The organism is Halomonas sp. BN3-1 (assembly GCF_003056325.1).
Classification (GTDB): Bacteria; Pseudomonadota; Gammaproteobacteria; order Pseudomonadales; family Halomonadaceae; genus Halomonas; species Halomonas litopenaei.
On sequence record NZ_PYVV01000001.1, the window covers coordinates 199,299 to 222,628 of the forward strand.

The window sequence follows — 23,330 nt, forward strand, 5'->3', positions numbered from 1 at the left end:
CAAAGTTTTCTCGGTTTCTTTTGTTTAAATGTGTCCGTATCGTGGAATGAATGTACGCCCCGGGCTGGTCGAACAAGCGCTATTGTTCCTATAATCGTCCCAGGTTTTTTTATAACAGAGGCAGGTTCCGAGGTAACGGAATCCGTTCAAGGAGATTTCCCGGCTCATGGCAGGTCCATCCAACGTGTCCAATATGGTAGTCGGGCTGGATATCGGAACATCCAAGGTCGTCGCGATCGTGGGGCAACCCACCGACGATGGTGGTATCGAAATTGCCGGTATCGGCTCTCATCCCTCCCGTGGCATGAAGAAGGGAGTGGTGATCAATATCGAATCCACGGTCCAGTCGATTCAGCGTGCGGTTGAAGAAGCTGAGTTGATGGCCGGTTGCGACATACATTCGGTTTATGTGGGCATTGCCGGCAGTCATATCAGTTCCATGAATTCCGACGGGGTCGTGGCGATCAAGGAGCGCGAAGTTGCGCCTTCCGATATCGAGCGAGTGATCGACTCGGCGCGGGCCAGGGCCATTTCCGAAGGGCAGCGGGTGCTGCACGTGTTGCCCCAGGAGTTCGCCATCGACACCCAGGGTGGTATCCGTGAGCCGCTGGGCATGTCGGGGGTGCGTCTGGAGGCACGAGTTCATCTGGTGACCGCCGCGCTCAACGCGGTACAGAACATCGAGAAGTGCGTGCGTCGCTGTGGGCTCGACGTCGACGCCATCATCCTCGAGCAGCTGGCTTCCAGTCATGCCGTGCTGACCGAGGATGAGCGTGAGCTGGGCGTCTGCATGGTCGACATTGGCGGGGGCACCACCGATATCGCGGTATTCACCGAGGGCGCCATTCGCCACACTGCGGTGATACCGATCGCCGGTGACCAGGTCACCAACGATATCGCCATGGCGCTGCGTACCCCGGCTCAGTATGCCGAGGAGATCAAGGTCAAGTACGCCTGTGCGCTGACCCAGCTGGCTTCCAGCGACGAAATGATCAAGGTACCGAGTGTCGGCGACCGTCCCGCCAGAGACCTGTCTCGACAGTCGCTGGCCGAAGTGGTCGAGCCGCGTTACGAGGAATTGTTCACCCTGGTGCGCGACGAACTGCGCCGCAGCGGCTTTGAGGATCTGGTCGCCGCAGGGGTGGTGTTGACCGGTGGCACATCACGCATGGAAGGTGTGGTGGAGCTTGCCGAAGAGATATTTCACATGCCGGTCAGGGTCGCTTGTCCGCAGAATGTGAGGGGCCTGGCCGACGTGGTGCGAAATCCGATTTATTCGACGGGTGTCGGTTTGTTACATTACGCTCTACATGAGGCCCGTCAGGGTCGTGTCCACCAGGGGCAGGGTGGCACCATCTCGTCGCAATCGAGACGCGAGGACGTCTCCCGGCGTGGACCAGAGGAAAGGACTCCGGCGCTGGAAAAGATCAAAGGCTGGTTCAAAGGAAATTTCTGAAAGGGCCGCACAAGCGGCTCAGGAGACGGGGCAAATGTTCGAAGTCGTAGATAGCGCGCCCTCAAGCAGCGCGGTCATAAAGGTCATCGGCGTCGGTGGCGGCGGCGGCAATGCCGTCAATCACATGGTCGAGAGCAGCATCGAAGGGGTGGAGTTCATCTGCGCCAATACCGATGCCCAGGCGCTCAAGCGCGTCTCCGCCAAGACCGTGTTGCAGCTCGGCAGCGAGATCACCAAGGGGCTTGGCGCCGGTGCCAACCCCGAAGTGGGTCGTCAGGCCGCGATGGAAGATCGTGAGCGGATCGCCGAGTTGCTCGGTGGCGCCGACATGGTCTTCATCACCGCCGGCATGGGTGGTGGTACCGGCACCGGCGGGGCACCGGTGGTCGCCCAGGTCGCCAAGGAGCTGGGCATCCTGACCGTCGCGGTGGTCACCCGCCCGTTCCCCTTCGAAGGCCCCAAGCGCATGCGCGCAGCGGAAGAGGGCATGAAGGAGCTGTCCGAGCATGTCGACTCGCTGATCACCATTCCCAACGAGAAGCTTCTGTCCGTGCTTGGCAAGAGCGCGACACTGCTGACTGCCTTCAGCGCCGCCAATGACGTCCTGCTGGGTGCCGTACAGGGTATCGCCGAGCTGATCACCAGCCCGGGCATCATCAACGTCGACTTCGCCGACGTGCGCACCGTGATGTCAGAGATGGGCATGGCGATGATGGGCACCGGTGGTGCCACCGGCGAAAATCGCGCACGCGAGGCCGCCGAGAAGGCGATCCGCAGCCCGCTGCTCGAGGATATCGATCTGCACGGCGCTCGCGGCATCCTGGTCAACATCACCGCTGGGCCGGATCTGTCGATCGGTGAGTTCAACGACGTCGGCGCCACGGTGCAGGAGTTCGCCTCCCAGGACGCCACCATCGTCGTGGGTACCTCCATCGACATGGACATGACCGACGAACTGCGGGTCACCGTGGTCGCGGCGGGTCTCGACAATCAGGTGTCACGCCAGCAGAAGCCGGCGGCGCAGCAGCAGGTTCGTCGTCCCGAGGCGCGCCAGCGTCCTCAGCAGAGTGCGATCAATCGCGCCCAGGGCGGCGCCGGTGTGGCCGCAGCGAGCAAGCCAGAGGCGCAGGAATCACCGCGACCGCAGGCCGAGAAGCGCAAGTCTCAGGAGTTGGACGATTATCTCGATATTCCCGCCTTCCTGCGGCGTCAGGCGGACTGATCGAGAGCAGAGTGCGCGAAATTTCCGGGGTGCAGGGATCGAAAGGCGATGTTTTTTTGTTGAAACGTCCGTTTGGTGTTATAGTGAACGGTGTTTGATAACCAACGACTGCCTGGCGACTGCACAATGATCAGACAACGTACCCTCAAGAATGTCATCCGCGCCACGGGCGTGGGACTGCACTCCGGCAAGAAGGTCTACCTGACGCTTCGCCCCGCGCCGGTGGACACGGGCATTGTGTTCGTGCGCACCGACCTCGAGCCGGAGGTCCGCATTCCCGCCCAGGCGTTGAATGTGACCGACACCACTCTCTGCACCGCCCTGTCTCAGAATGGTGAGAAGGTCGCGACCGTGGAGCACCTGATGTCCGCCTTCGCGGGTCTCGGCATCGACAATGCCTACGTCGATGTGAGCGCGCCCGAAGTGCCGATCATGGACGGTAGTGCCGGACCCTTTGTGTTCCTGATCCAGTCCGCCGGGATCCAGGAGCAGAGCGCGGCCAAGAAGTTCATCCGCATCAAGCGTGAGATCAAGGTCAGCGAAGGCGACAAGGAAGCCGTCTTCCTGCCCCATCAGGGCTTCAAGGTCTCCTTTGCCATCGACTTCGATCACCCGGTGTTCGAGGACCAGAAGCAGACCGCCATGGTCGACTTCTCCACGACGTCCTTCGTCAAGGAGGTGTCTCGCGCGCGGACCTTCGGCTTCATGCGTGATCTCGAGTACCTGCGCTCGAACAACCTGGCGCTTGGTGGGAGCCTCGACAATGCCATCGTGGTGGACGACTACCGCATCGTGAACGACGGTGGTCTGCGCTACGACGACGAGTTCGTCAAGCACAAGGTGCTGGACGCCATCGGTGACCTTTACCAGCTCGGTCACAGCCTGATCGGCGAGTTCCGTGGCGTGAAGTCCGGTCACGCGCTGAACAACCAGCTGTGTCGTGCGCTCATCGAGCAGCCCGAGGCCTGGGAGATCGTGACCTACGAGAGCGAAGCCGAATCGGCGCCGATTTCCTACGCGGCACCGGCCATGGCGTGATGCGAGCCTCGGTGATGGCCAGGCCAAGGTTAGCCCCGCAGATCGCCAGTCTTCCGTAGCAACTTGTCTTCGGCCATCACTCGCTTGAACGCCGCCCCTCGGGGCGGCGTTCTGCTGTCTGGGGTTTCATATTCGCGTCATGTTCACGTCGTGTTCGGCGTCACCAAGCGGCGCGGGCAGGGTCGGGAGGCCGCGGCGATTCATGCGCGGGGAACGCCGATGGGGCTAGGCGTCGTCTTTTCCTGAAGGCGACTCGGCGTGGGCCGCCAGGCGCTCCAGGGCGCGCTTGAGTCGCGGATCCTCGACATCGGCGGCGCAGCTCGAGAGCTCGTCACCGGCCTGGGCGGGCAGGCGCCTTACCTGGCGCGGCGCCACCTTGGCCGGGCGCACCGGGCGTACCTTGAGGTGGAAGCCGGTCACCGCCTGGAACTCCGGCAACTGGTGCAGGCAGTCGAGCAGACGCGGCTGTTCGTAGCGCAGACGGGTCAGCCAGGCTGCGCCATCGGTGATCAGGGTCAGGCGGCCGTCACGGAAGCCACCGACAAACAGGTGTTCCGCCAGAGTGGGCGAGAGTTCATTGCGCAGATGCTCCTGAGCGCGCTCGATCAGGCGCGCCATGCGCATCAGTCCGCCCAGTTCGCCGCGGCCCTGAAGAAGCCCTGTCATGGACTGGGCGCGGAACCGCTTAACCTTTATACTCATGTGCTTGTGTCTTGGGATGCCCCAGGATCAATGAATTTGTCGCTCGGCGGCGTTCGTCTGTGGAACGCAGGTGTCATGGCCGTTTGCATGATGGCCGCTCGAGTGATGGGCAGCCGGCATGGCGCCGGCCCGAGACTAGCACGCCAGGGAGTTCCCCGACAGCATGACTGCCATCGACCCACATCGCTGCTGCCCCCGCGAGGCTCGTGCCCGTCGGGTGGCCAGATGGTGGTTGGCAGGGCTGCTGGTGGGCTGCCTGCTGCCGGCGAGCCTGAGCGCCGCCGAATCTCCCCGAGCCACCGAGCGACTGGTGCAGATCTGCATCATGGCGCCGGCGGTCATCCGGGCCCATACCATGCTCAAGGCCTGCCGCCATCGGCTGGCCCGACATCCCCTCAAGACCCTGCCCAAACCATCGTCCCCGTCGGTGGCCTGGGCGGCGCCAATGCTGGTGCCGGTGGCCGCCCTCGACGTGGTGTCCCGCCGGGGTCCTCCTGACATCGCCTGAATTCGATGAAGCGTGACGGTCGCCAATGCCTGGCGGCCTCTTTTTCAGGTTCCAGATTTCAGGAAGTTTCATGATCAATTCTCTGCTGCGTAAAGTCGTCGGCTCCAAGAACGACCGCGACGTCAAGCGCATGTCCCGCCAGGTTCGCGCCGTCAATGAGCTCGAGCCGAGCCTCGAAGCCCTCGACGACGCTGCGCTGGCCGCCCGCACCGCTGAGTTCCGTGAGCGTCTGGCGGCCGGTGAGTCGCTCGATGCCCTGTTGCCCGAAGCCTTTGCCACCGTGCGCGAGGCCAGCAAGCGGGTGATGGGCATGCGTCACTTCGACGTACAGCTGATCGGCGGCATGACCTTGAACCGCGGCCGGATCGCCGAGATGAAGACCGGTGAGGGCAAGACCCTGGTCGCGACCCTGGCGGTGTACCTCAACGCCTTGCCCGGCAAGGGCGTGCACGTGGTCACGGTCAACGACTACCTGGCCCGGCGTGACGCCAACTGGATGCGCCCCCTGTACGAGTTTCTCGGCCTGTCGGTAGGCGTGATCTACTCCGGCCAGACCTCCGAGGAGAAGCGTGACTCCTACGCCTGCGACATCACCTACGGCACCAACAACGAGTTCGGCTTCGACTACCTGCGCGACAACATGGCGTTTTCGCTGGAAGACAAGGTTCAGCGGGAACTGCACTTTGCCATCGTCGACGAGGTGGACTCCATCCTTATCGATGAGGCGCGCACGCCGCTGATCATCTCCGGTGCGGTGGACGAGAACACCGAGCTGTACAAGGTGGTGGATCGGCTCGCCAGGGAGCTCACGCCCTGCAGCGACGAGGAAGATCCCGAAAGCGGCGACTTTACCCTCGACGAGAAGCAGAAGCAGGTCGAGGTGACCGAGCGCGGTCACCACAAGGTCGAGGAGCTGATGCGCGCCCAGGGGCTGCTCGGCGAAGACGACTCGCTCTACGCCGCCCAGAACCTCAACCTGTTGCAGCATATGCACTCGGCGCTGCGTGCGCGCCACCTGTACCACCCTGACGTCGACTACATCGTCAGCGAGGGACAGGTGGTCATCGTCGACGAACACACCGGGCGTACCATGCCGGGCCGTCGCTGGTCCGAGGGCCTGCACCAGGCGGTGGAAGCCAAGGAGGGTGTGACCGTCCAGCGCGAGAGCCAGACCCTGGCCTCCACCACCTTCCAGAACTACTTCCGCCTGTACGAGAAGCTGTCCGGGATGACCGGTACCGCCGATACCGAGGCCTTCGAATTCCGTCAGATCTACGGGCTCGATGTGGTGGTCATCCCCACCAACAGGCCGCTGGCGCGCAAGGACATGAACGACCTCGTCTACCTCAGCGCCGAAGAGAAGTTCGAGGCGATCATCGAGGACGTCAAGGTCCAGGTCGAGGCCGGCCGTCCGGTGCTGGTGGGTACCGCGTCCATCGAGACGTCCGAATACCTGGCCGAGTTGATGCGCAAGTCCGGCATCGACTTCAACGTGCTCAACGCCAAGCAGCACCAGCGCGAGGCCGAGGTCATCGCCCAGGCCGGGCGCCCAGGTGCGGTGACCATCGCGACCAACATGGCCGGTCGTGGTACCGATATCGTGCTCGGCGGCAACTGGGAGGCCGAAGCGGCCAAGCTGGAGAACGCCAGCGACGCCGAGAGAGAGGCATTGAAGGAGGCCTGGCGCGAGCGCCACGAGGCGGTGCTGGCCGCTGGTGGCCTGCACGTCATCGGCTCCGAGCGCCATGAGTCACGGCGCATCGACAATCAGCTGCGTGGTCGTAGTGGCCGCCAGGGCGATCCGGGCTCGACCCGCTTCTTCCTGTCGCTGGAAGACAACCTGATGCGTCTGTTCGGTTCCGAACGGGTGCAGAAGCTGATGCAGGCGCTGGGCCTGGAGCGGGGCGAGGCCATCGAGCACAAGATGGTGTCCAACGCCGTCGAGCGTGCCCAGAAGAAGGTCGAGGGTCGCAACTTCGATATCCGCAAGCAGCTGCTCGAGTACGATGACGTGGCCAACGATCAGCGTCGCGTGATCTACGAGCAGCGCAACGAGATCCTGGCCGCCAGCGACGTCTCCGACAACGTCATGGGCATTCGTGAAGAGGTGCTGGACGAGGCCATCAGTGCCTACGTGCCACCCCAGAGCCTGCCCGAGCAGTGGGATCTGGCGGGGCTCGAGGCTCACCTCAAGAGCGAGTACCAGTTGGACGCGCCGGTGGTGCAGTGGGCCGAGGAGGACGAGCGCTTCCACGAGGAGCAGCTGCGCGAACGCCTGCAGACCCAGCATCGCGAGACCTATCAGGCCAAGGTCGCCATCGCCGGCGAGGAGCTGATGCGGCGCTTCGAGAAGCAGGTCATGCTGCAGGTGCTGGACACCCGCTGGAAGGAACACCTGCAGTCCATGGACCATCTGCGTCGTGGTATCCATCTGCGTGGCTACGCTCAGAAGAATCCGAAGCAGGAGTACAAGCGCGAATCCTTCGAGCTGTTCCAGAACCTGCTGACCAATATCAAGGCCGACGTCACCCGTATCCTCAGTCACGTGCAGGTGCGTGCCCCCGAGGAGGTGGACGCCCTGGAGCGTCAGCGTCGCGAGGCCCTGGCCCGCGAGAGCGCTCAGGCGGCCAGTCGCCACGACGCACCTGCCGCGACGGACGCCGAGATGGCCGACGAGGGCGGCGAGCGTCACGTCAACGAGGTTGCCGATCAGCGCCCGGTGCGTCGAGACGCCCCCAAGGTTGGCCGCAATGATCCCTGCCCCTGCGGCTCCGGCAAGAAGTACAAGCAGTGCTGCGGCAAGCTCAGCTGAGCAAGCCTCGCAACCCATGACGACGGCGACCCCGGGCTTCAAGGCCTGGGGTCGTCTTTGACGCAAGGAGAAAACAATGGCAGTCGGTGACAGCATTTTTCCGGCAATGGGGCCGATCCCCGGGGTTCGCCTGGGCAGTGCCATGGCAGGCATCAAGAAGCCGGGCCGGCGTGATCTGGTGGTGATCGAGGTGGCCCCGGGCGCCAGGGTGTCCGGCACCTTCACCCGCAACGCCTTCTGCGCGGCGCCGGTCCATGTGGCCCGCCAGCATCTGGCCGCGGGCGACGCGGTTCGCTACCTGGTCATCAATACCGGCAATGCCAACGCCGGCACCGGCGAGATCGGCATGCGCGACGCCCACGCCACCTGTCAGGCGCTGGCCGAACTCGCCGAGGTGTCGGCCGACCAGGTGCTGCCGTTCTCCACCGGCGTGATCGGCGAACCGCTGCCGATGGAGCGACTTCTCGGTGGCCTGCCAGAGGCGCTCGACCAGCTCGACGACGGTGGCGACGCCTGGGCTCGGGCGGCCGAAGGCATCCTCACCACCGACACCCGGACCAAGGGCGCGACCCGCCAGGTAACGCTCAAGCAGGGCACTGTCACCCTCAATGGCATCGCCAAGGGGTCGGGCATGATCCGTCCCGACATGGCCACCATGCTGGGTTTTGTCGCCACCGACGCGGCGATCGAGTCCGAGCGTCTTGATGCCCTGCTCAGGGAGGGCGTCAAGCGCTCGTTCAACAGCATCACCGTGGACTCCGATACCTCGACCAACGACGCCTGCATGCTGATCGCCACCGGCCAGGGCGCAGCACTCGCCGAAGACGATGACGAGCGGATATTTCGTCAGGCCCTCGATGAGGTGCTGGTGGAGCTGGCCCAGGCGATCATTCGCGACGGCGAGGGTGCGACCAAGTTCGTCACCCTGGACGTCAGCGGCGCCCTGAGCGTCGAGGAGGCGCGCGAGGTAGCCTTTACGGTAGCCCATTCGCCGCTGGTAAAGACCGCACTGTACGCCAGTGACGCCAACTGGGGCCGTATCCTCGCCGCGGTGGGGCGTGCCCGGGTCGAGGACTTCGATGTCGATCGGGTGACCATCGATCTGGGCGATGTGCGCCTGGTCGAGAACGGTGGGCGTGCAGAGGGCTACAGTGAGGACGCCGGCAGTGCGGTGATGGCGGCAGAAGAGATCACCATTGCCATCGATCTGGGGCGTGGTGACGCTGCCGCGCGGGTGTGGACCTCCGACCTGTCCCACGACTATGTTTCGATCAACGCCGACTACCGCAGTTGATTCCGCATGGGTTCGTCGGCGGCAGATGAATCTCGGCCAGTGAATCGGTATCCTGTGTCGTCTTTTTTGCCTGTCCGGTGGGTAGCGGTGGAGCCGATCCATCGGCGATGCATCAGCGGCAGATGAATCTCGGCGAGCGAATCGGTATCCTATGCCGACTTTTATCGCCCTCCCGACTGAAAACTGGTGCGGGCGTGGCCCGCGAACCGAAGCTGGTATTGTTGAATGAACACTATGGTGAAGAGAAGGGTGCACGTGGCGGCGGCCGCCATCATCAGCCCGAACGGTGACGAAGTGCTGCTGGCCCGGCGTCCTTCCAATGTGGACCACGGCGGCCTTTGGGAGTTTCCCGGTGGCAAGCTGGCGCCCTACGAGACCGGGCTTGAGGCGCTCAAGCGCGAGCTGCACGAAGAACTCGGCATCGAGATTCGTCGCGCCCAACCGCTGATTCGCATCCACCACGAGTACTCCGATAAGCACATTCTGCTCGACGTCTGGCAGGTCAAGGACTTCTCCGGTGAGCCCTTCGGTCGCGAAGGGCAGGCGGTACGCTGGGTGCCCATGGGCGAGCTGATTGGCTATCCCTTCCCGGCCGCCAACCTGCCGATCCTGCGTGCGGTGATGCTGCCCTCGGAATACCTGATCAGTGACGAGGAAGCCGACGAGGACGCCTTCGACGCCAAGCTCGAGCGGGCCCTCGAGGAAGATGGCGTGCGTCTGGTTCAGCTGCGCGCCAAGACCCTCGACGAGGACGCCTACGTGGCCCGTGCGGAGCGTGCCCTGGCGCTGTGCCGTCGATACGGTGCCAAGCTGATGCTCAACGGTGAACCGGAGCTGCTCGAGCGGATCGATGCCGATGGTATCCATCTGACCAGCGAGCGGCTGATGGGCCTGGAGCGTCGCCCCATCGCCGAGGCCAAGTGGTTGGCGGCCTCGACCCACGACAAGGCCCAGCTCGACCAGGCCCACGCCATTGGCTGCGACTTCGTGACCCTGTCACCGCTGCGCACCACTCCGTCCCATCCGGAAGTGGCACCGATCGGCTGGCATGACTTCCAGCAACTGGTCGAACGCGCCGGCATGCCGGTCTACGCGCTGGGTGGCATGACGCGCCACGACGCCAGCCATGCCCGCGCCGTGGGGGCCCAGGGGATCGCGTCCATCCGTGACTTCTGGCGCTAGGGCATTGGCGAAAAGGGCCAGCACCGGCCGTTAGCTACCAGATGCAAGAAACCCCGCCAGGGAGACCTGGCGGGGTTTCTTGCGTTCAGGGGCATGTCGTTCCATTGCCGCGTGGCTCTGTTCTAAAGCTCGACGAGCGTCGGCGCTTTTCGTACAAGCCCTGGGCTTTATGCGAGAAGTCGACGAAGCCCGGCTCTTTGGCGGCAAGCCCTAGTCGCGGTAGCGGCGGGTCAGATCTCCATAGGCGTCGATGCGCCGGTCCCGCAGGTAGGGCCAGATCCGCCGCACGTTTTCGCCATGGTCCAGATCCAGGGTCACCAGCAGGGTCTCGGGCTCGGTGCCGGCGTGGGCCAGCAGCTCACCCTGGGGCCCGGCGACAAAGCTGCCGCCCCAGAAGTCGATGCCTTCGCTGACCGTCGAGTGATCCTCCTCGTGGCCCACCCGGTTTGCGACCAGCACCGGGACACCGTTGGCCACGGCGTGGCTGCGCTGGATCAGCGTCCAGGCGTCCTTCTGGCGCGTCTTTTCGGCGTCGTCGTCGCCCGGCGCCCAGCCGATGGCGGTGGGGTAGAGCAGCAGTTCGGCACCGGCCAGGGCCATCAGGCGCGCGGCCTCCGGGTACCACTGATCCCAGCACACCAGTACCCCGAGCCGGCCCACCGAGGTGTCGATGGGGGTGAACCCTTGTCCGAGAGAGGCGTCATGATCTCCGGGGGTGAAGTAGAACTTCTCGTAGAAGCCCGGGTCGTCGGGGATATGCATCTTGCGGTAGTGACCCACCGCGCCCTTGGCGCCGTCGTAGACCACCGCCGTGTTGTGATAGATGCCCGGCGCGCGGCGCTCGAACAGCGAGCCCATCAGCACGATGTCGAGCTCCGCGGCGAGTTCGGCCAGTCGTGTGCCGGTGGGCCCGTCCAGCGGCTCCGCCAGGTCGAACAGCGCCGGATCCTCGTACTGACAGAAGTAGTGGGTGGCGTGGAGTTCCTGCAGCATCACCAGTCTGGCACCGCGGCCGGCGAGATCGCGGATGCTCGCTTCACTGGCGTCGAGGCTTCTGGCCTTGTCGGGCCAGGCGGGTTGCTGGACCAGGCCCACGGTCAATTGGCGTGTCATCGGCGGTCTCCTTCGGCGGTGGTGGTGGCGGCGGCGAGAGCCCCCTGGGGCCACTGCATGGTCAGGCAGTGCAGGCTGCCGTGTTGAACGATGGCGGCGCTGGCGTCCACCGGGATGACATCCCGGTCGGGGAAGGCCCCGGCCAGGGCGTCGAGCGCCGCCAGGTCGTGACGATCGCCGTAGACCGGCACCAGCACCGCCCCGTTGATGATCAGGAAGTTGGCGTAGGTGGCCGGCAGGCGGTGGCCATCCTCAGCGTCATGGCAGGCGCCAGGCCAGGGCAGCGGTACCAGGCGATAGGGCGAGCCGTCCGCGCGGGTCAGCGCCTTGAGTTCGCGCTCCATGGCGGCGAGCTCGGCGTAGTGCGCGTCGCTCGGATCATCGCAGCGCACATAGGCGATGGTCTGGGGATCACAGAAGCGCGCCAGGGTATCGATATGGCTGTCGGTATCGTCGCCTTCGAGATGTCCGTGGCAGAGCCACAGCACCCGTTGGATGCCCAGCGTCTCGGCCAGCCAGGTCTCGATATCGGCCCGCGACATCGAGGGGTTGCGGTTGGGATTGAGCAGACAGGCCTCGGTGGTCAGCAGCGTCCCTTCGCCATCGGTCTCCAGGGCGCCGCCCTCCATGATCACCGCGCTATCGCTTGTCGCGCAGGCGATCAAGCCGGCATCCTTGAGCTGGCGGGTCAGGGTGTTGTCGCGATCGGCCGGAAACTTGCCGCCCCAGCCGTTGAAGCCGAGGTCATGGAAGGTAACGCCGTTGCCGTCACCGGTCGCCAGCGGGCCATGGTCCCGGGCCCAGGTGTCGTCGGCGTCGACCACGGTCAGGCGCAGACGCTCGGGTGCCGCGCCTCGGGCCAGCAGGCGGCCTGACAGCGCCTCGCCGGTGTCACGGTCGGGCACCCCGATGATCACGCTCTGATAACGACTGATGATCAGGGCGAGCTGCTCGAGCATCGCCTCGATGGCGGGCAGCGTCGGCGCCCAGTCGCTGTCGCGGCGGGGCCAGGTCAGCTGGACGGCATCCTGAGGGTGCCATTCGGGTAGCAGGCGGGGCATGGGTGATGTCCTGGGGCCAAGAAACGGCGAAATGTAGGCGGCTGTGACCGAAGATGCAAGGATCTCGCAATTCCTCTGCCGTGGCGATGCAGTCGCTCGCAAAAAACCGTACCATGACGGCCCGCCGACAAGGAACGAGTCCATGCTTGATCGATTGCCCTTTCTGATCGGGTTGCGTTATGTGCGAGCCAAGCGACGCAACCACTTCATTTCGTTCATCTCGCTGACCTCCATGCTGGGTCTTACCCTGGGCGTGGCGGTGCTGATCCTGGTGCTCTCGGTGATGAACGGCTTCGACCGGGAGCTGCGCCAGCGGGTGCTGGGCATGGTGCCCCACACCCAGATCGAACAGGCCGGTGGGATGACCGACTGGCAGCCCCTGGCCGAGCGCCTGACCCAGCGCGAACATGTCATCGGGGCGGCGCCCTATATCCAGCAGCAGGGCATGTTCTCGGTGGCCGGGCGCAATCAGGGCGCCATGGTCAACGGCATCGAGCCCGAGTGGGAGAGCCGGGTGTCGATCGTCGACGAGAACATGTCGCGTGGCTCGCTGGACGACCTCAAGGCAGGGGAGTGGCACATCGTGCTCGGCTCCATCCTCGCCAACAACCTCAACGTCGACGTGGGGGACAGCGTGACCCTGCTGGTGCCGGAGGCCTCGATCACCCCGGCAGGCGTCTTCCCCAGGCTCAAGCGCTTCACCGTTAGCGGCATCTTCAGTGTCGGTGCCGACCTGGACGCCAACCTGGCCTACGCCAACATCGAGGACATGCAGACCCTGGCGCGCATGGGGGACAGCATTGGCGGGTTGCGTCTGGAGCTCGACGATCTGTTCCTGGCCGGTCAGGAGACCCAGGCCATCGTCAATGAGCTGGGCGGTGGCTATCGCGGCTACGACTGGACCTTCACCCGGGGCAACCTGTTCCAGGCGATCCAGATGGAAAAGCGCATGATCGGCCTGCTGCTGACCGTGATCATCGCCGTGGCTGCCTTCAATATCGTCTCGACCCTGGTGATGGTGGTGACCGACAAGCACGCCGACATCGCCATCCTGCGGACCATCGGTGCCACCCCGGGTTCGATCATGGGCATCTTCATGGTCCAGGGTATCGCCATCGGGGTGATCGGTATCGTCATCGGGGTCGCGCTGGGTATTCTGCTGGCGCTGACGGTGTCCGATATCATTGCCTTCGTCGAGTCGACCCTGGGTATCCACTTCCTCGACGCGGGGGTCTACTTCATCAGTGACCTGCCGTCCCAGCTGATCTGGAGCGATGTCTATCAGATCGTGGGGGCCGCCTTCGTGCTGACTTTCCTGTCCACCCTGTATCCGGCCTGGCGCGCGGCGCGGGTCCAGCCTGCCGAGGTGCTGCGCTATGAATGATTCGGTAATCGCCAAGCCTGGTGTCGAGGCGTCGACCCCCGCCGGCAACGATCTGATGCTCGAGTGCCGCGAGTTGTCCAGGGTCTACGATGAAGGTCCCGCCGACCTGGTGGTGCTCGACCAGCTCGAGCTCAAGGTGCACGCCGGCGAGCGAGTCGCGGTGGTCGGCAGTTCCGGCTCCGGCAAGACCACCCTGCTCAACCTGCTCGGTGGCCTCGACAGCCCCAGCGCCGGCGAAGTACGGGTGGCCGACACCGTGTTGCACAAGATGGGCGACGCCGAGATCGGGCGCTTCCGCAATCGCCACATCGGCTTCGTCTACCAGTTCCACCATCTGCTGGCGGAGTTCTCGGCGCTGGAGAACGTGGCGCTGCCGTTGATCATTCGCGGTAGCCGCAAGCGTGACGCCGAGGACAAGGCGCGTGCTCTGCTGGACAAGGTAGGGCTGGGCCCCAGGGCCGAACACAAGCCCGGCGAGCTGTCCGGCGGTGAGCGCCAGCGTGCGGCGATCGCCAGGGCCTTGGTCACCGATCCCAGCCTGATGCTGATGGACGAGCCCACCGGCAACCTCGACAAGCACACCGCCGCCAGCATCCTGGCGCTGATGGATGAGCTTGCCGCCAGCGCTCGCTGCGCCTTCGTCATCGTCACCCATGACCCGGCCCTGGCCGCCCATCAGGACCGCGTGCTGAGACTCGACAACGGCAAGCTGCACGCCGAGTAGGTCTTTCGCAGCGTCCAGAAGAAGCCAGAAGAAGGCCCCGATGCAATCGCATCGGGGCCTTCTTTCGTAGGGGATTGCTTGTCCGGGCTTTCTCGGCAGACCAGCGGGAACGGCGCCGGGCCGAGCAGGGCCTTTTGCGCAGGCTGAGTCAGGGCGGCTGGGGCAGTGTGGCTGGGTCGATGCGGTTGAGTCAGTGTGGTTGGTTCAGTGCGGCTGGGTCCTGCGGCGTCGCCGGCGCGCGCGTGCCTTCCAGCTGCGTGCCACCTGCCAGCGCCACAGCAGGCGTATCACCAGGTTGGCCAGGCCGCCGACGGCGATCGCCGCCACAAGCGAGCCGATCAGCAGGGACGGCAGGATGTCCAGCAACTGGGACTGCAGCCAGTCGGTGGTCAGCCGATGGGGCGCCTCCAGCGCCGGGCGTTGCATCAGCCAGGCGCCGAGACAGTAGTTGGCGTAGAAGATGATCGGCATCGTCAGCGGGTTGGTGATCCACACCAGAGCCACCGACAGCGGCAGATTGCAGCGTCCGACACGGGCGCCGAGGGCGGCGACGACCATCTGACACGGGATCGGCAGCAGCGCGCTGAACAGGCCAACGCTGAAGGCGTTGGCCACGCTGCGGCGCGTCAGCACCCACAGGGCGGGGTCGGCGATCAGGTGCGCCATGAAGCGTAGCGAGCGCTGCCGGCGCAGGGCGTCCGGCGAGGGCAGATAGCGCTTGAGTAGTCGACGCGGCATGGCGAATCAGCTCGAGGCTGCGGATGCGTGGCTATTATCCATACAAGCCGCCGCCCTTGCCATGACGTCGGCCAACGATGGGCATGCGTGACGCCGTCGACAGGCTGTCGGGCTTCGGGGCCCCAAGCCTCCAGGGCTCCAGAGAGAGGGCGATGGAATCTGACGAAAACTCGCAACGATCGATGCGTCGGCCGTCAGGCCGCCTCTGGCAAGGCACCTGTTCTCTCTCGCTGGCATGGGCGCTGGCCCTGGGCAGCGTCCTTGGAGGCGCCGGTCTGACGCTGCCCGAGGCCGCCCTCGGCCTGAATCTGCTGACAGCGGCGGCACTGGTATCACTGGCCTTGCGCCGGACGGCGGCGCTGCTGGTGTGTCTGGCCGGGCTGTGGGTGCTTGGCTGTCTGTTGCAGCAGCAGGCGGCCCGCTTGCCCTCGGGGCTTGCCGGGGTGCCGCTGACGGTCGAGGGGCGGGTGTTGGCAAGTCGCCAGAGCGATGGCCTGCAGCGTCTGACCATGAGGGTCGAGAGCTGCCGTCCGCTGGAAGCCGGACTGCCTGACTGCTCGGGACTCGAGCGGATACGGGTCAGTCGCTATAGCCCCATGGACGGCGAGGTCGGGGCCGCGTCGGCAACAGCGCACACGATGATGGCCGTCGGTGAGCGCTGGCGGTTCGATGTACGACTGCGCCCACCTGGTGGCCTCGCGAATCCCGGGCGCTTCGACTATCGCCGCTGGCTGTGGCGTGAAGGGATTCACGCCACCGGATCGGTCCTCGCACAACCGCCGCCGCAACGCTTGGCCGCCGCCCCCCAGGACCCACGCCGGGCGTTGCTGCGACAGCTCGATGGCCAGCCGCTGCATGAGACGACGCAGCGCTGGCTGGCGGCCTTGACCCTGGGCCGTGGCGAGCGGCTCGAGGCCGATGACTGGGCGCTGCTCAACGCCACCGGGACGACCCATCTGGCGGTGGTGTCCGGGCTGCACGTGGGCCTGGTGGCGGCGCTGGCGCTGACCCTGTCGCGACTGGTGGCGCGGTTGATTCAGCCGGGGCGCTGGCGGCTTTTGCGTTGGCCGTGGCTGGCCGCCGCAACGGCCACCACCGGCTTTGTCTGGCTGGTCGGCGCCGAACCGCCGGCGCTGCGGGCACTGGTGATGGTCCTTATCGCCCTTTGGGTGGCCGGGGGGCGGCATTCTCCTTCGCCGTGGCAGGGCTGGGCACTGGCCTGGGCGGTGGTCGTGCTGTGGGATCCTTTGGCGCTGTGGCGCCCCGGGCTTTGGCTGTCCTTCGGTGCTGTAGCCCTGCTGATCCTGATGTGGCAGGGCAGGCAGGTGCCGTCCGGGCTCAAGGGTGCCTTGGCGGCGCTATTGCGTACCCAGCTGTTGCTGGCGCTACCCATGGCGGGTCTGGTGCTGCTGGCGATGGGTCAAGTGGCGCCGTTGGCCCCCTTGGCCAATCTGCTGGCGGTGCCCCTGGTGACGCTGGTGCTGGTGCCGCTGGGGATGCTGGGCTGGGTGCTGTCGACGGTGTCGTCTGAGGCGGCGATGGCGAGCTGGTGGCTGTTCGAAGCGGGCCTTGAGGTGATGCTGGCGTCGTTGCGGATGTTCGCCGAACTGTCACCCGGTCAGTCACTGCGAGAAGGAGGGCGCTGGACGCTCGGCATTCTGCTGCTGGGCCTGGGCGCGCTGCTGTTGCTGCCTGGCCTGGGTGCCGGGCTGCGATCAGCAAGCCTCCTGGCACTTGTTGCGGCCATGGCGATGATGCCGGCCTTCGGTGGCAGGCCTGGACCGGGCGAGGTACGGCTGATGGTCTGGGACGTGGGGCAGGGGCTGATGGTGGAGCTGATCACCGCCCGTCATCGACTGCTGTACGACAGCGGTCCTCGCTTTCGCTCCGGCTTTACGCCGCTGGCGTCCATCTGGGCATCTCCGCAAGCCTTTGACGAGGTGGTGATCAGCCACGCCGACCAGGACCACGCAGGAGGACTCGCCAGCCTGGTGCGTGATCATCGGGTGGCTCATTGGTGGTACCCCGAGGGCGAGACGCTGGCGCTGTCGGCGCACACGCCGCGACACCCTTGTCATGCCGGGGAGGGGTGGCGCTGGGACGGTGTCGACTTCACCTTTCTGTGGCCGCCTGCCTCGGCCGGCAGCGCAACGGCAAGCGACGTTGCCGGGCATGGCAGCAATGATCGCTCCTGCGTGCTGCTGGTGAGTACCGCCGGTGGCAGCGTGTTGCTTACCGGCGATGCGGGAAAACGCGTCGAGCGCTTCCTGATCCCGCGCTTGCCGCTGGCGCCTGCGGTTCTGGTGGTGGGGCATCATGGCAGCGCGGACAGCACCGGCGAGGCCCTGGTGACGGCCAGGCCGCCCCGCCTGGCGGTGATTTCCCGCGGTGCCTACAATGGCTTCGGTCATCCTGCCGACCAGGTGGTGCGTCGCCTGCGACGCGTCGGCAGTTGCCTGATGGACACCGCTGTGGATGGGCGAGTGAACATCCTCCTGTCGCAGGTCGGGATAGCGGCGGCGCAGGGTATCCATCCCCGTCTGACCGGTGGCGGTGTCGAAGGCCCCTGCCATGGGGTAGAATCGCGGCACTGAATCTCACTGCCCTGTGTGTCGGCCGGCCAGGAGCGACGCCGCGTCCGCTGTCGGCGGCAGACGGCCGTGCGGGTCCTGGTGATCGCCACCTGGACCATCCGCGGCGGCCAGACAGGACCGATTCCCTCGCAACTGGAGCCAACGTGATCGAATACTCCGGCTGGACGCTCTACAAGCGTCTTCTTGGTTACGTCAAACCCTTCTGGAAGTCCTTTCTCGTCGCCGTGGTCGGCTACGCCATCTACGCGGCGTCCAGTACCGCCCTGGCCGAGATGATGAAGCGCCTGATCGATGGCATCCAGAATCCCGACGCCGCCTTTCGTCTGTTTCTGCCGCTGTTCGTCGTCGGCATGTTCGGCGCCAGGGGTGTCGGCACCTTTCTCGGCACCTACTTCATGAGCAACGTTGCACGCAACATGGTGCACGCGCTGCGCTGTGACGTCTTCAACCATATGCTGCGCCTGCCGGGGCGCTTCTTTGACAATCATTCTTCCGGCCACCTGATCTCGCGGGTGACCTACCATGTGGAGCAGGTGACCGGCGCAGGCACCAAGGCGATCACGGTAATCCTCCAGGAGGGCCTGTTTGTACTCGGCCTGCTGGGCTATCTGCTGTGGACCAACTGGATGCTGACGCTCTTGTTCATGGCAGTGACGCCGCTGATTGGTGGCGTGGTGAGCTACGCCAGCAAGCGCTTTCGGCGCATTTCCAAGCGCATCCAGCGCTCCATGGGGGACGTCACCCACGTCGCCTCCGAGGCCTTGACCGGCTACCGCGTGGTGCGTACCCACGGCGCCGAGAAATACGAGATGGGGCGCTTCCACGACGCCAGTGAAGTCAACCGTCGCCAGAGCCTGAAGGAGGCCCTGACCAAGGCCACCAGCACTCCGGTCATCCAGATGCTGGTGGCACTGTCGCTGGCGCTGCTGGTGTGGCTTGCCATGTCACCGGCGCTGATGGACAACATGACGCCGGGCGAATTCGTGGCCTTCATCACCGCCGCCTCGCTGATGGCCAAGCCGATTCGCTCGCTCAGCGAGATCAACGGCACCATCCAGAAGGGTATCGCTGCCTCCAGTGAACTGTTCGGGCTGCTCGACGAGCCTGAGGAACGCGACACCGGAACCCTGATGCCCGAGCGCCTGCAGGGGCGGATACAGCTCGAACAGGTGCGCTTCGCCTACGGAGACGATCAGCCCGAGGTGCTCAAGGGCATCGACCTGGACGTGCGCAAGGGCGAGATGGTAGCCATCGTCGGCCGCTCGGGCAGCGGCAAGTCGACCCTGGTCAGCCTGTTGCCGCGCTTCTACCGACCGACGGGCGGGCGTATCCTGATCGATGGCACCCCCATCGAGGAGTACCAGCTGACGGCGCTGCGACAGCAAATTGCGCTGGTGTCCCAGCAGGTGACGTTGTTCAACGCCACCATCGCCGAGAACATTGCCTACGGGGTCCCCGATGCCGATCCTGCTGACATCGAGGCGGCGGCCCGCGCCGCCCATGCCCATGAGTTCATCGAGCGCATGCCCGGCGGCTACCAGGCGCTGGTCGGAGACAACGGCGTGATGCTCTCCGGTGGTCAGCGTCAGCGCATGGCGATCGCTCGGGCGATCTTCAAGGATGCTCCCATCCTGATCCTCGACGAGGCGACCTCGGCGCTGGACACCGAGTCCGAGCGCCATATCCAGGCGGCCCTGGAAGAGGTCTGCAAGGATCGCACCACCCTGGTCATCGCCCACCGCCTGTCGACCATCGAACGGGCCGACCGCATCCTGGTCATGGAGCAGGGCGAGATCATCGAGCAGGGCTCCCACGCCGAGCTGCTGGAACGCGACGGCGGTGCCTACGCCGCGTTGCACCAGCTGCAATTCCAGGAGGCGTAGATGGGGCTTGGGCAGCGCTGGCTCGAGGCGGCCTATCGTGGGGCTCCCTGGCTTGCCGTCCTGCGGCCGCTGGAGGCGCTCTATCGCCGCGAGGTACGCCGGCGAGCCGACGCCTTTGCGCGTGGCGACAAGCCGGTGTGGCGCGCTTCGGTACCCGTCATCGTGGTCGGCAACCTGACTCTCGGCGGCACCGGCAAGTCGCCGCTGGTCGCCTGGATGGGGCGGCACCTGGCTGAACGCGGCTTTCGCCCCGGGATTCTGTCACGGGGCTACGGTGGCAAGGCCGATGGCTACCCGCTGCACCTTGCCGCCGATACACCAGTAGCGGCCAGCGGCGATGAGCCGCGAATGCTGGCCGATCAGACCGGACTGCCGGTGGTGGTCGACCCGGACCGCCCGCGTGGGGCCCAGTGCCTGATCGATGCCGGTTGTGACGTCATCGTCACCGACGACGGTCTTCAGCACCATGCCCTGGGGCGTGATCTCGAGGTGGTGGTGGTGGACGCCAAGCGAGGCTTCGGCAACGGGCGCTGCCTGCCGGCAGGGCCGCTGCGCGAACCGCTGGAGCGGCTGGAGCGCATCGACGCGCTGATCGTCAACGGCGAATCGTCGAGCGCGCTTGCCGCTGACGGCTTCACCATGCAACTGGAGCCCGCCTGCTGGCGCAGGGTCGGTGACGACGAGCGGCGTCCACTGACGCCGCTGCCTTTCGCCACGCCGGTCACCGCGGTGGCAGGGATCGGTCATCCGGAGCGTTTCTTTACCACCCTGTCGGAGCTGGGAGTCGCCCATCGACCGGCCCCCTTTTCCGACCATCACCGGTTCAGCCCGGCCGACCTGACGACCAGCGACCAGCGACCTGTGGTGATGACCGCCAAGGATGCGGTCAAGTGTCGAAGCTTTGTTCCCGACGATTGCTGGGCCCTGGATGTCGAGGCTAGACCCGAGGCGTCCTTCGTGGCCTGGTTCGATCGGCGAGTGTCCGCCTGGCGAGGCACCGACGATGCGCAGGTCGCTCATGATACCGGGATCGCGCAGCGGCAGAGTGACTGAGCACTGCCGCCGAAGGCTCAAATTCAACAGGAGAAACGATGATGGACAAGGAACTACTGGCGATGCTGGTGTGCCCCCAGTGCCAGGGCAAGCTGCGCTACGACCGCGATGCCGGCGAGCTGTGCTGCCAGTTCGATGGCCTGGCCTATCCGATCCGTGACGGCATCCCGGTGATGCTGGTCGAGGAGGCGCGGGTCATGGAGGTCGACGAGACCCTCAAGACCAACCCCGGGCGGGGCACCTCCAGCACGGACGAGACGTGAAGGAGCGCTAGACGATGCAGGATTTTATCGTTGTCATACCGGCGCGTTACGGCTCGAGTCGTCTGCCCGGAAAGCCGCTGGCAGATATCGCCGGCCGACCCATGGTCGCCCGGGTCTGGGATCAGGCCCGGCGCTCCTCGGCGAGCCGAGTGGTGATCGCCACCGACGATGCGCGCATCGAAAGCGTGATGCTCGAGCTGGGCGCCGAGGTAGTGATGACCCGCGAGGACCATACCACCGGGACCGATCGGCTGGCGGAGGTGGTCGAGCGCCTGGCGCTGCCGGACGAGGCGGTGCTGGTCAACGTCCAGGGGGACGAACCGCTGTTGCCGCCCGAACTGATCGATCAGGTGGCGGGGCGCCTGATGCGCGACGAGGGCGCCTCGGTCGCGACCCTGGCCGAGTCCATTGGCGACGTCGATACCTTGTTCAACCCCAATGTGGTCAAGGTAACCCGGGCCGCATCGGGCAGGGCGCTGAGCTTTTCTCGCGCCCCGATGCCCTGGGACCGGGAGGGCTTTCGTGAGCCTCCGACGCTGCTCACCACCGACGCTTGGCTACGCCATATTGGCCTCTATGCCTATCGAGCGAGCTTTCTGCGGGCCTTCAGCCAGTGGCTGCCGGCTCCCATCGAACAGCTCGAACAGCTCGAGCAGTTGCGTGCGCTGCACTATGGGCACGCCATCCAGGTGGCGCTGGCCGAGCAGACGCCCGGGGCGGGGGTGGACACCGCCGAGGATCTTGAGCGGGTTCGCGCCCATTTCGGCGGCCAGCAGACGTCGCCGGACCAGTGAAGGCCAACGATCAGGAGACAAGCATGCGGGTACTGTTCGTATGTCTGGGCAATATCTGCCGCTCGCCCACCGCCGAGGGGGTAGTGAGGCAGCGACTCGAGGAGCACGGTCTGGCGGACCGGGTGGTGCTGGATTCCTGCGGCACCGGGCCCTGGCACGTAGGTGAGCCACCGGATGCCCGCGCCCAGCAGGCCGCGCGCAAACGGGGTATCGACCTGTCGGCCCTGCGCGGTCGCCAGCTCGAGGCCGCCGATTTCGAAACATGTGACTACCTGCTGGCGATGGACGCCGACAACTTGAGCGTGCTCGAGCGCCAGGCGCCGGCGAATTGCCAGGCCCATATCGGCCTCTTGATGGAGCTCGCCGGGGAGCCCGGCGTTGCGGTGCCGGACCCCTACTACGAGGGCGGTTTCGATGGCGTCTACGCGATGATCGAGCGTGCCGCCGATGGCCTGGTGGCCACCTTGTCGCAGCGTCTGGGGGCGTCCTCTTGAGGCCCGTCATAGGCCTCGATCAGGACTTGACCCGAGCCAATACCCTGGGGCTGCCCTGTGTCGCCGAAGAGGTCGTCGACGTCTTCAGTCGTGATCAGCTCGCCTCCCTGATCAGGCAGGTCGGAGACCGCCGATTGACCCTGCTCTCCGGCGGCAGCAATCTGATTCTGCCCGACTATCTGCCGGGGATGACGCTGCGACCGCGGCTCGATTACTGGTGGGTCGAGCGGCGCGGACAGGATGCGCTGGTGCATGTCGGTGCCGGGGTCAACTGGCATCGACTGGTCATGGCGCTGGCGTCGAAGGGGTGGTGGGGCATCGAGAATCTGGCGCTGATACCCGGGCACTGTGGTGCGGCACCGGTACAGAACATCGGTGCCTATGGGGTCGAACTGGCCGATGTGCTTGAGTCGGTGACCCTGGTCCATCGCGACAGTGGTGCGGTGGAAAGCTTGCCGGCTGGTGCCTGTGGCTTCGGCTATCGGGAGAGCCGCTTCAAGGGGGAGTGGGACGGCAAGGTCATCATCACCGACCTCACCTTGAGGGTCAGCCGTCACGGCGCGCCGAAGCTTGGCTACGGCGATCTGGCGTCCCGGGTGGGGGAGAACCCCGGCCCTCTGGCGGTGGCCGAGGCGGTCTGCCAGGTGCGCCGCGAGAAGCTGCCCGACCCAGAGCAGCTCGGCAATGCCGGCAGCTTCTTCAAGAATCCTGTGGTCGAGGCAGCGCGTGCCGGGGCGCTGCGTGAGAGCTATCCGGGTATGCCGGCCTATGAACTGGAAGACGGACGGGTCAAGCTGGCGGCGGGGTGGCTGATCGATCAGTGCGGCCTCAAGGGCTGGCGACAGGGTCACTTTGGCGTCCATGATCGTCAGGCGCTGGTGCTGGTGCACCACGGTGGCGGCAATGCCACGGAATTGCTGGCGTTCGCCGACCAGGTGTCCGCGCGGGTCGCCGAACGCTTCGGTGTGACGCTCGAACGAGAGCCGCGTCTGGCCTGACCAGCATCTGGCCTGAT

At 65.5% G+C, this 23,330-nt stretch carries 20 protein-coding genes; 16 read left to right on the plus strand and 4 right to left on the minus strand.

Annotated features, from left to right (window positions below; all coding sequences use genetic code 11):
* The first annotated feature begins 166 nt into the window (after window positions 1–166).
* From ftsA to lpxC, 3 genes are all read left to right on the plus strand, one after another.
* On the plus strand, window positions 167–1,456 hold the full coding sequence (ftsA, locus tag C9F12_RS00935) for a cell division protein FtsA (protein WP_045993382.1): 1,290 nt from the start codon (window positions 167–169) through the stop codon (window positions 1,454–1,456).
* Between the two features lie 34 nt (window positions 1,457–1,490).
* Window positions 1,491–2,678 (plus strand): cell division protein FtsZ, encoded by a 1,188-nt coding sequence (gene ftsZ / locus C9F12_RS00940; RefSeq protein ID WP_045993383.1) that lies wholly within the window; start codon window positions 1,491–1,493, stop codon window positions 2,676–2,678.
* A 126-nt stretch (window positions 2,679–2,804) separates the two neighbouring features.
* Window positions 2,805–3,716 (plus strand): UDP-3-O-acyl-N-acetylglucosamine deacetylase, encoded by a 912-nt coding sequence (gene lpxC, locus C9F12_RS00945; RefSeq protein WP_045993384.1) that lies wholly within the window; start codon window positions 2,805–2,807, stop codon window positions 3,714–3,716.
* 225 nt (window positions 3,717–3,941) lie between these two features.
* Here the strand turns inward: lpxC and C9F12_RS00950 are convergent, their stop codons facing one another.
* Window positions 3,942–4,418 (minus strand): DciA family protein, encoded by a 477-nt coding sequence (locus tag C9F12_RS00950; protein WP_045993385.1) that lies wholly within the window; start codon window positions 4,416–4,418, stop codon window positions 3,942–3,944.
* Window positions 4,419–4,581: 163 nt separating this feature from the next.
* Here C9F12_RS00950 and C9F12_RS00955 point away from each other — a divergent pair, with 163 nt between their 5' ends.
* The 4 genes from C9F12_RS00955 (at window position 4,582) to C9F12_RS00970 (ending at window position 10,214) form a co-directional block, all read left to right on the plus strand.
* On the plus strand, window positions 4,582–4,926 hold the full coding sequence (locus tag C9F12_RS00955; protein ID WP_108132666.1) for a hypothetical protein: 345 nt from the start codon (window positions 4,582–4,584) through the stop codon (window positions 4,924–4,926).
* Between the two features lie 70 nt (window positions 4,927–4,996).
* Window positions 4,997–7,738, plus strand: coding sequence for a preprotein translocase subunit SecA (gene secA / locus C9F12_RS00960; protein WP_108132667.1), 2,742 nt, complete (start codon window positions 4,997–4,999; stop codon window positions 7,736–7,738).
* 76 nt (window positions 7,739–7,814) lie between these two features.
* Window positions 7,815–9,032 (plus strand): bifunctional glutamate N-acetyltransferase/amino-acid acetyltransferase ArgJ, encoded by a 1,218-nt coding sequence (gene argJ / locus C9F12_RS00965; RefSeq protein WP_108447670.1) that lies wholly within the window; start codon window positions 7,815–7,817, stop codon window positions 9,030–9,032.
* Between the two features lie 234 nt (window positions 9,033–9,266).
* Window positions 9,267–10,214 carry a Nudix family hydrolase gene (locus C9F12_RS00970; RefSeq protein WP_045993389.1) on the plus strand — a complete coding sequence of 316 codons (948 nt, stop codon included), beginning with the start codon at window positions 9,267–9,269 and terminating at the stop codon, window positions 10,212–10,214.
* 210 nt (window positions 10,215–10,424) lie between these two features.
* On the opposite strand, the gene C9F12_RS00975 is transcribed toward C9F12_RS00970, so the two are convergent.
* Both C9F12_RS00975 and C9F12_RS00980 read right to left on the minus strand, forming a co-directional pair.
* Window positions 10,425–11,327: a carbon-nitrogen hydrolase gene (locus C9F12_RS00975; RefSeq protein ID WP_108447671.1), complete on the minus strand. Its 903-nt coding sequence runs from the start codon at window positions 11,325–11,327 to the stop codon at window positions 10,425–10,427.
* Window positions 11,324–12,388 carry an agmatine deiminase family protein gene (locus C9F12_RS00980; protein WP_108447672.1) on the minus strand — a complete coding sequence of 355 codons (1,065 nt, stop codon included), beginning with the start codon at window positions 12,386–12,388 and terminating at the stop codon, window positions 11,324–11,326. The genes C9F12_RS00975 and C9F12_RS00980 overlap by 4 nt, the downstream gene beginning before the upstream one ends.
* A gap of 142 nt (window positions 12,389–12,530) precedes the next feature.
* Between C9F12_RS00980 and C9F12_RS00985 the strand changes: the two genes are divergently transcribed.
* Together C9F12_RS00985 and C9F12_RS00990 are read left to right on the plus strand one after the other, a co-directional pair.
* On the plus strand, window positions 12,531–13,772 hold the full coding sequence (locus C9F12_RS00985; RefSeq protein WP_045993392.1) for a lipoprotein-releasing ABC transporter permease subunit: 1,242 nt from the start codon (window positions 12,531–12,533) through the stop codon (window positions 13,770–13,772).
* Window positions 13,765–14,496 (plus strand): ATP-binding cassette domain-containing protein, encoded by a 732-nt coding sequence (locus C9F12_RS00990; protein ID WP_045993393.1) that lies wholly within the window; start codon window positions 13,765–13,767, stop codon window positions 14,494–14,496. The genes C9F12_RS00985 and C9F12_RS00990 overlap by 8 nt, the downstream gene beginning before the upstream one ends.
* 204 nt (window positions 14,497–14,700) lie before the next feature.
* Here the strand turns inward: C9F12_RS00990 and C9F12_RS00995 are convergent, their stop codons facing one another.
* Window positions 14,701–15,234 (minus strand): DUF2062 domain-containing protein, encoded by a 534-nt coding sequence (locus C9F12_RS00995; RefSeq protein ID WP_045993394.1) that lies wholly within the window; start codon window positions 15,232–15,234, stop codon window positions 14,701–14,703.
* Between the two features lie 152 nt (window positions 15,235–15,386).
* On the opposite strand from C9F12_RS00995, the gene C9F12_RS01000 reads away from it, so the two are divergent.
* The 7 genes from C9F12_RS01000 to murB all read left to right on the plus strand — a co-directional run bounded on the left by C9F12_RS01000 (window position 15,387) and on the right by murB (window position 23,313).
* On the plus strand, window positions 15,387–17,828 hold the full coding sequence (locus C9F12_RS01000) for a DNA internalization-related competence protein ComEC/Rec2 (protein WP_240184121.1): 2,442 nt from the start codon (window positions 15,387–15,389) through the stop codon (window positions 17,826–17,828).
* Between the two features lie 146 nt (window positions 17,829–17,974).
* Window positions 17,975–19,711, plus strand: a complete 1,737-nt coding sequence (msbA, locus tag C9F12_RS01005) for a lipid A export permease/ATP-binding protein MsbA (RefSeq protein ID WP_045993428.1) — start codon at window positions 17,975–17,977, stop codon at window positions 19,709–19,711.
* Entirely contained in the window at window positions 19,712–20,764 is a 1,053-nt protein-coding gene (lpxK, locus tag C9F12_RS01010; protein ID WP_108447673.1) for a tetraacyldisaccharide 4'-kinase, read from the plus strand. It abuts the gene before it with no gap.
* Between the two features lie 41 nt (window positions 20,765–20,805).
* Entirely contained in the window at window positions 20,806–21,027 is a 222-nt protein-coding gene (locus tag C9F12_RS01015; RefSeq protein WP_108132807.1) for a Trm112 family protein, read from the plus strand.
* 14 nt (window positions 21,028–21,041) lie between these two features.
* On the plus strand, window positions 21,042–21,821 hold the full coding sequence (gene kdsB / locus C9F12_RS01020; RefSeq protein ID WP_108132673.1) for a 3-deoxy-manno-octulosonate cytidylyltransferase: 780 nt from the start codon (window positions 21,042–21,044) through the stop codon (window positions 21,819–21,821).
* A gap of 23 nt (window positions 21,822–21,844) precedes the next feature.
* Window positions 21,845–22,315, plus strand: coding sequence for a low molecular weight protein-tyrosine-phosphatase (locus tag C9F12_RS01025; protein ID WP_108447674.1), 471 nt, complete (start codon window positions 21,845–21,847; stop codon window positions 22,313–22,315).
* A gap of 26 nt (window positions 22,316–22,341) precedes the next feature.
* A complete protein-coding gene (gene murB / locus C9F12_RS01030; protein ID WP_240184122.1) occupies window positions 22,342–23,313 on the plus strand; it encodes a UDP-N-acetylmuramate dehydrogenase in 972 nt (323 codons plus the stop codon).
* Window positions 23,314–23,330: the final 17 nt, after the last annotated feature.

Excerpts from the sequence above, each read along its gene's own strand:
- C9F12_RS00970 (WP_045993389.1), top strand. The coding sequence starts at position 9,267 with ATGGTGAAGAGAAGGGTGCACGTGGCGGCGGCCGCCATCATCAGCCCG.
- kdsB (WP_108132673.1), top strand. The coding sequence starts at position 21,042 with ATGCAGGATTTTATCGTTGTCATACCGGCGCGTTACGGCTCGAGTCGT.
- C9F12_RS00975 (WP_108447671.1), bottom strand. The coding sequence starts at position 11,327 with ATGACACGCCAATTGACCGTGGGCCTGGTCCAGCAACCCGCCTGGCCC.
- C9F12_RS00985 (WP_045993392.1), top strand. The coding sequence starts at position 12,531 with ATGCTTGATCGATTGCCCTTTCTGATCGGGTTGCGTTATGTGCGAGCC.
- C9F12_RS01000 (WP_240184121.1), top strand. The coding sequence starts at position 15,387 with ATGGAATCTGACGAAAACTCGCAACGATCGATGCGTCGGCCGTCAGGC.
- C9F12_RS00950 (WP_045993385.1), bottom strand. The coding sequence starts at position 4,418 with ATGAGTATAAAGGTTAAGCGGTTCCGCGCCCAGTCCATGACAGGGCTT.
- ftsZ (WP_045993383.1), top strand. The coding sequence starts at position 1,491 with ATGTTCGAAGTCGTAGATAGCGCGCCCTCAAGCAGCGCGGTCATAAAG.
- C9F12_RS01015 (WP_108132807.1), top strand. The coding sequence starts at position 20,806 with ATGGACAAGGAACTACTGGCGATGCTGGTGTGCCCCCAGTGCCAGGGC.
- C9F12_RS00995 (WP_045993394.1), bottom strand. The coding sequence starts at position 15,234 with ATGCCGCGTCGACTACTCAAGCGCTATCTGCCCTCGCCGGACGCCCTG.
- C9F12_RS00980 (WP_108447672.1), bottom strand. The coding sequence starts at position 12,388 with ATGCCCCGCCTGCTACCCGAATGGCACCCTCAGGATGCCGTCCAGCTG.
- lpxC (WP_045993384.1), top strand. The coding sequence starts at position 2,805 with ATGATCAGACAACGTACCCTCAAGAATGTCATCCGCGCCACGGGCGTG.
- secA (WP_108132667.1), top strand. The coding sequence starts at position 4,997 with ATGATCAATTCTCTGCTGCGTAAAGTCGTCGGCTCCAAGAACGACCGC.
- ftsA (WP_045993382.1), top strand. The coding sequence starts at position 167 with ATGGCAGGTCCATCCAACGTGTCCAATATGGTAGTCGGGCTGGATATC.
- C9F12_RS00990 (WP_045993393.1), top strand. The coding sequence starts at position 13,765 with ATGAATGATTCGGTAATCGCCAAGCCTGGTGTCGAGGCGTCGACCCCC.
- C9F12_RS01025 (WP_108447674.1), top strand. The coding sequence starts at position 21,845 with ATGCGGGTACTGTTCGTATGTCTGGGCAATATCTGCCGCTCGCCCACC.
- argJ (WP_108447670.1), top strand. The coding sequence starts at position 7,815 with ATGGCAGTCGGTGACAGCATTTTTCCGGCAATGGGGCCGATCCCCGGG.
- C9F12_RS00955 (WP_108132666.1), top strand. The coding sequence starts at position 4,582 with ATGACTGCCATCGACCCACATCGCTGCTGCCCCCGCGAGGCTCGTGCC.
- lpxK (WP_108447673.1), top strand. The coding sequence starts at position 19,712 with ATGGGGCTTGGGCAGCGCTGGCTCGAGGCGGCCTATCGTGGGGCTCCC.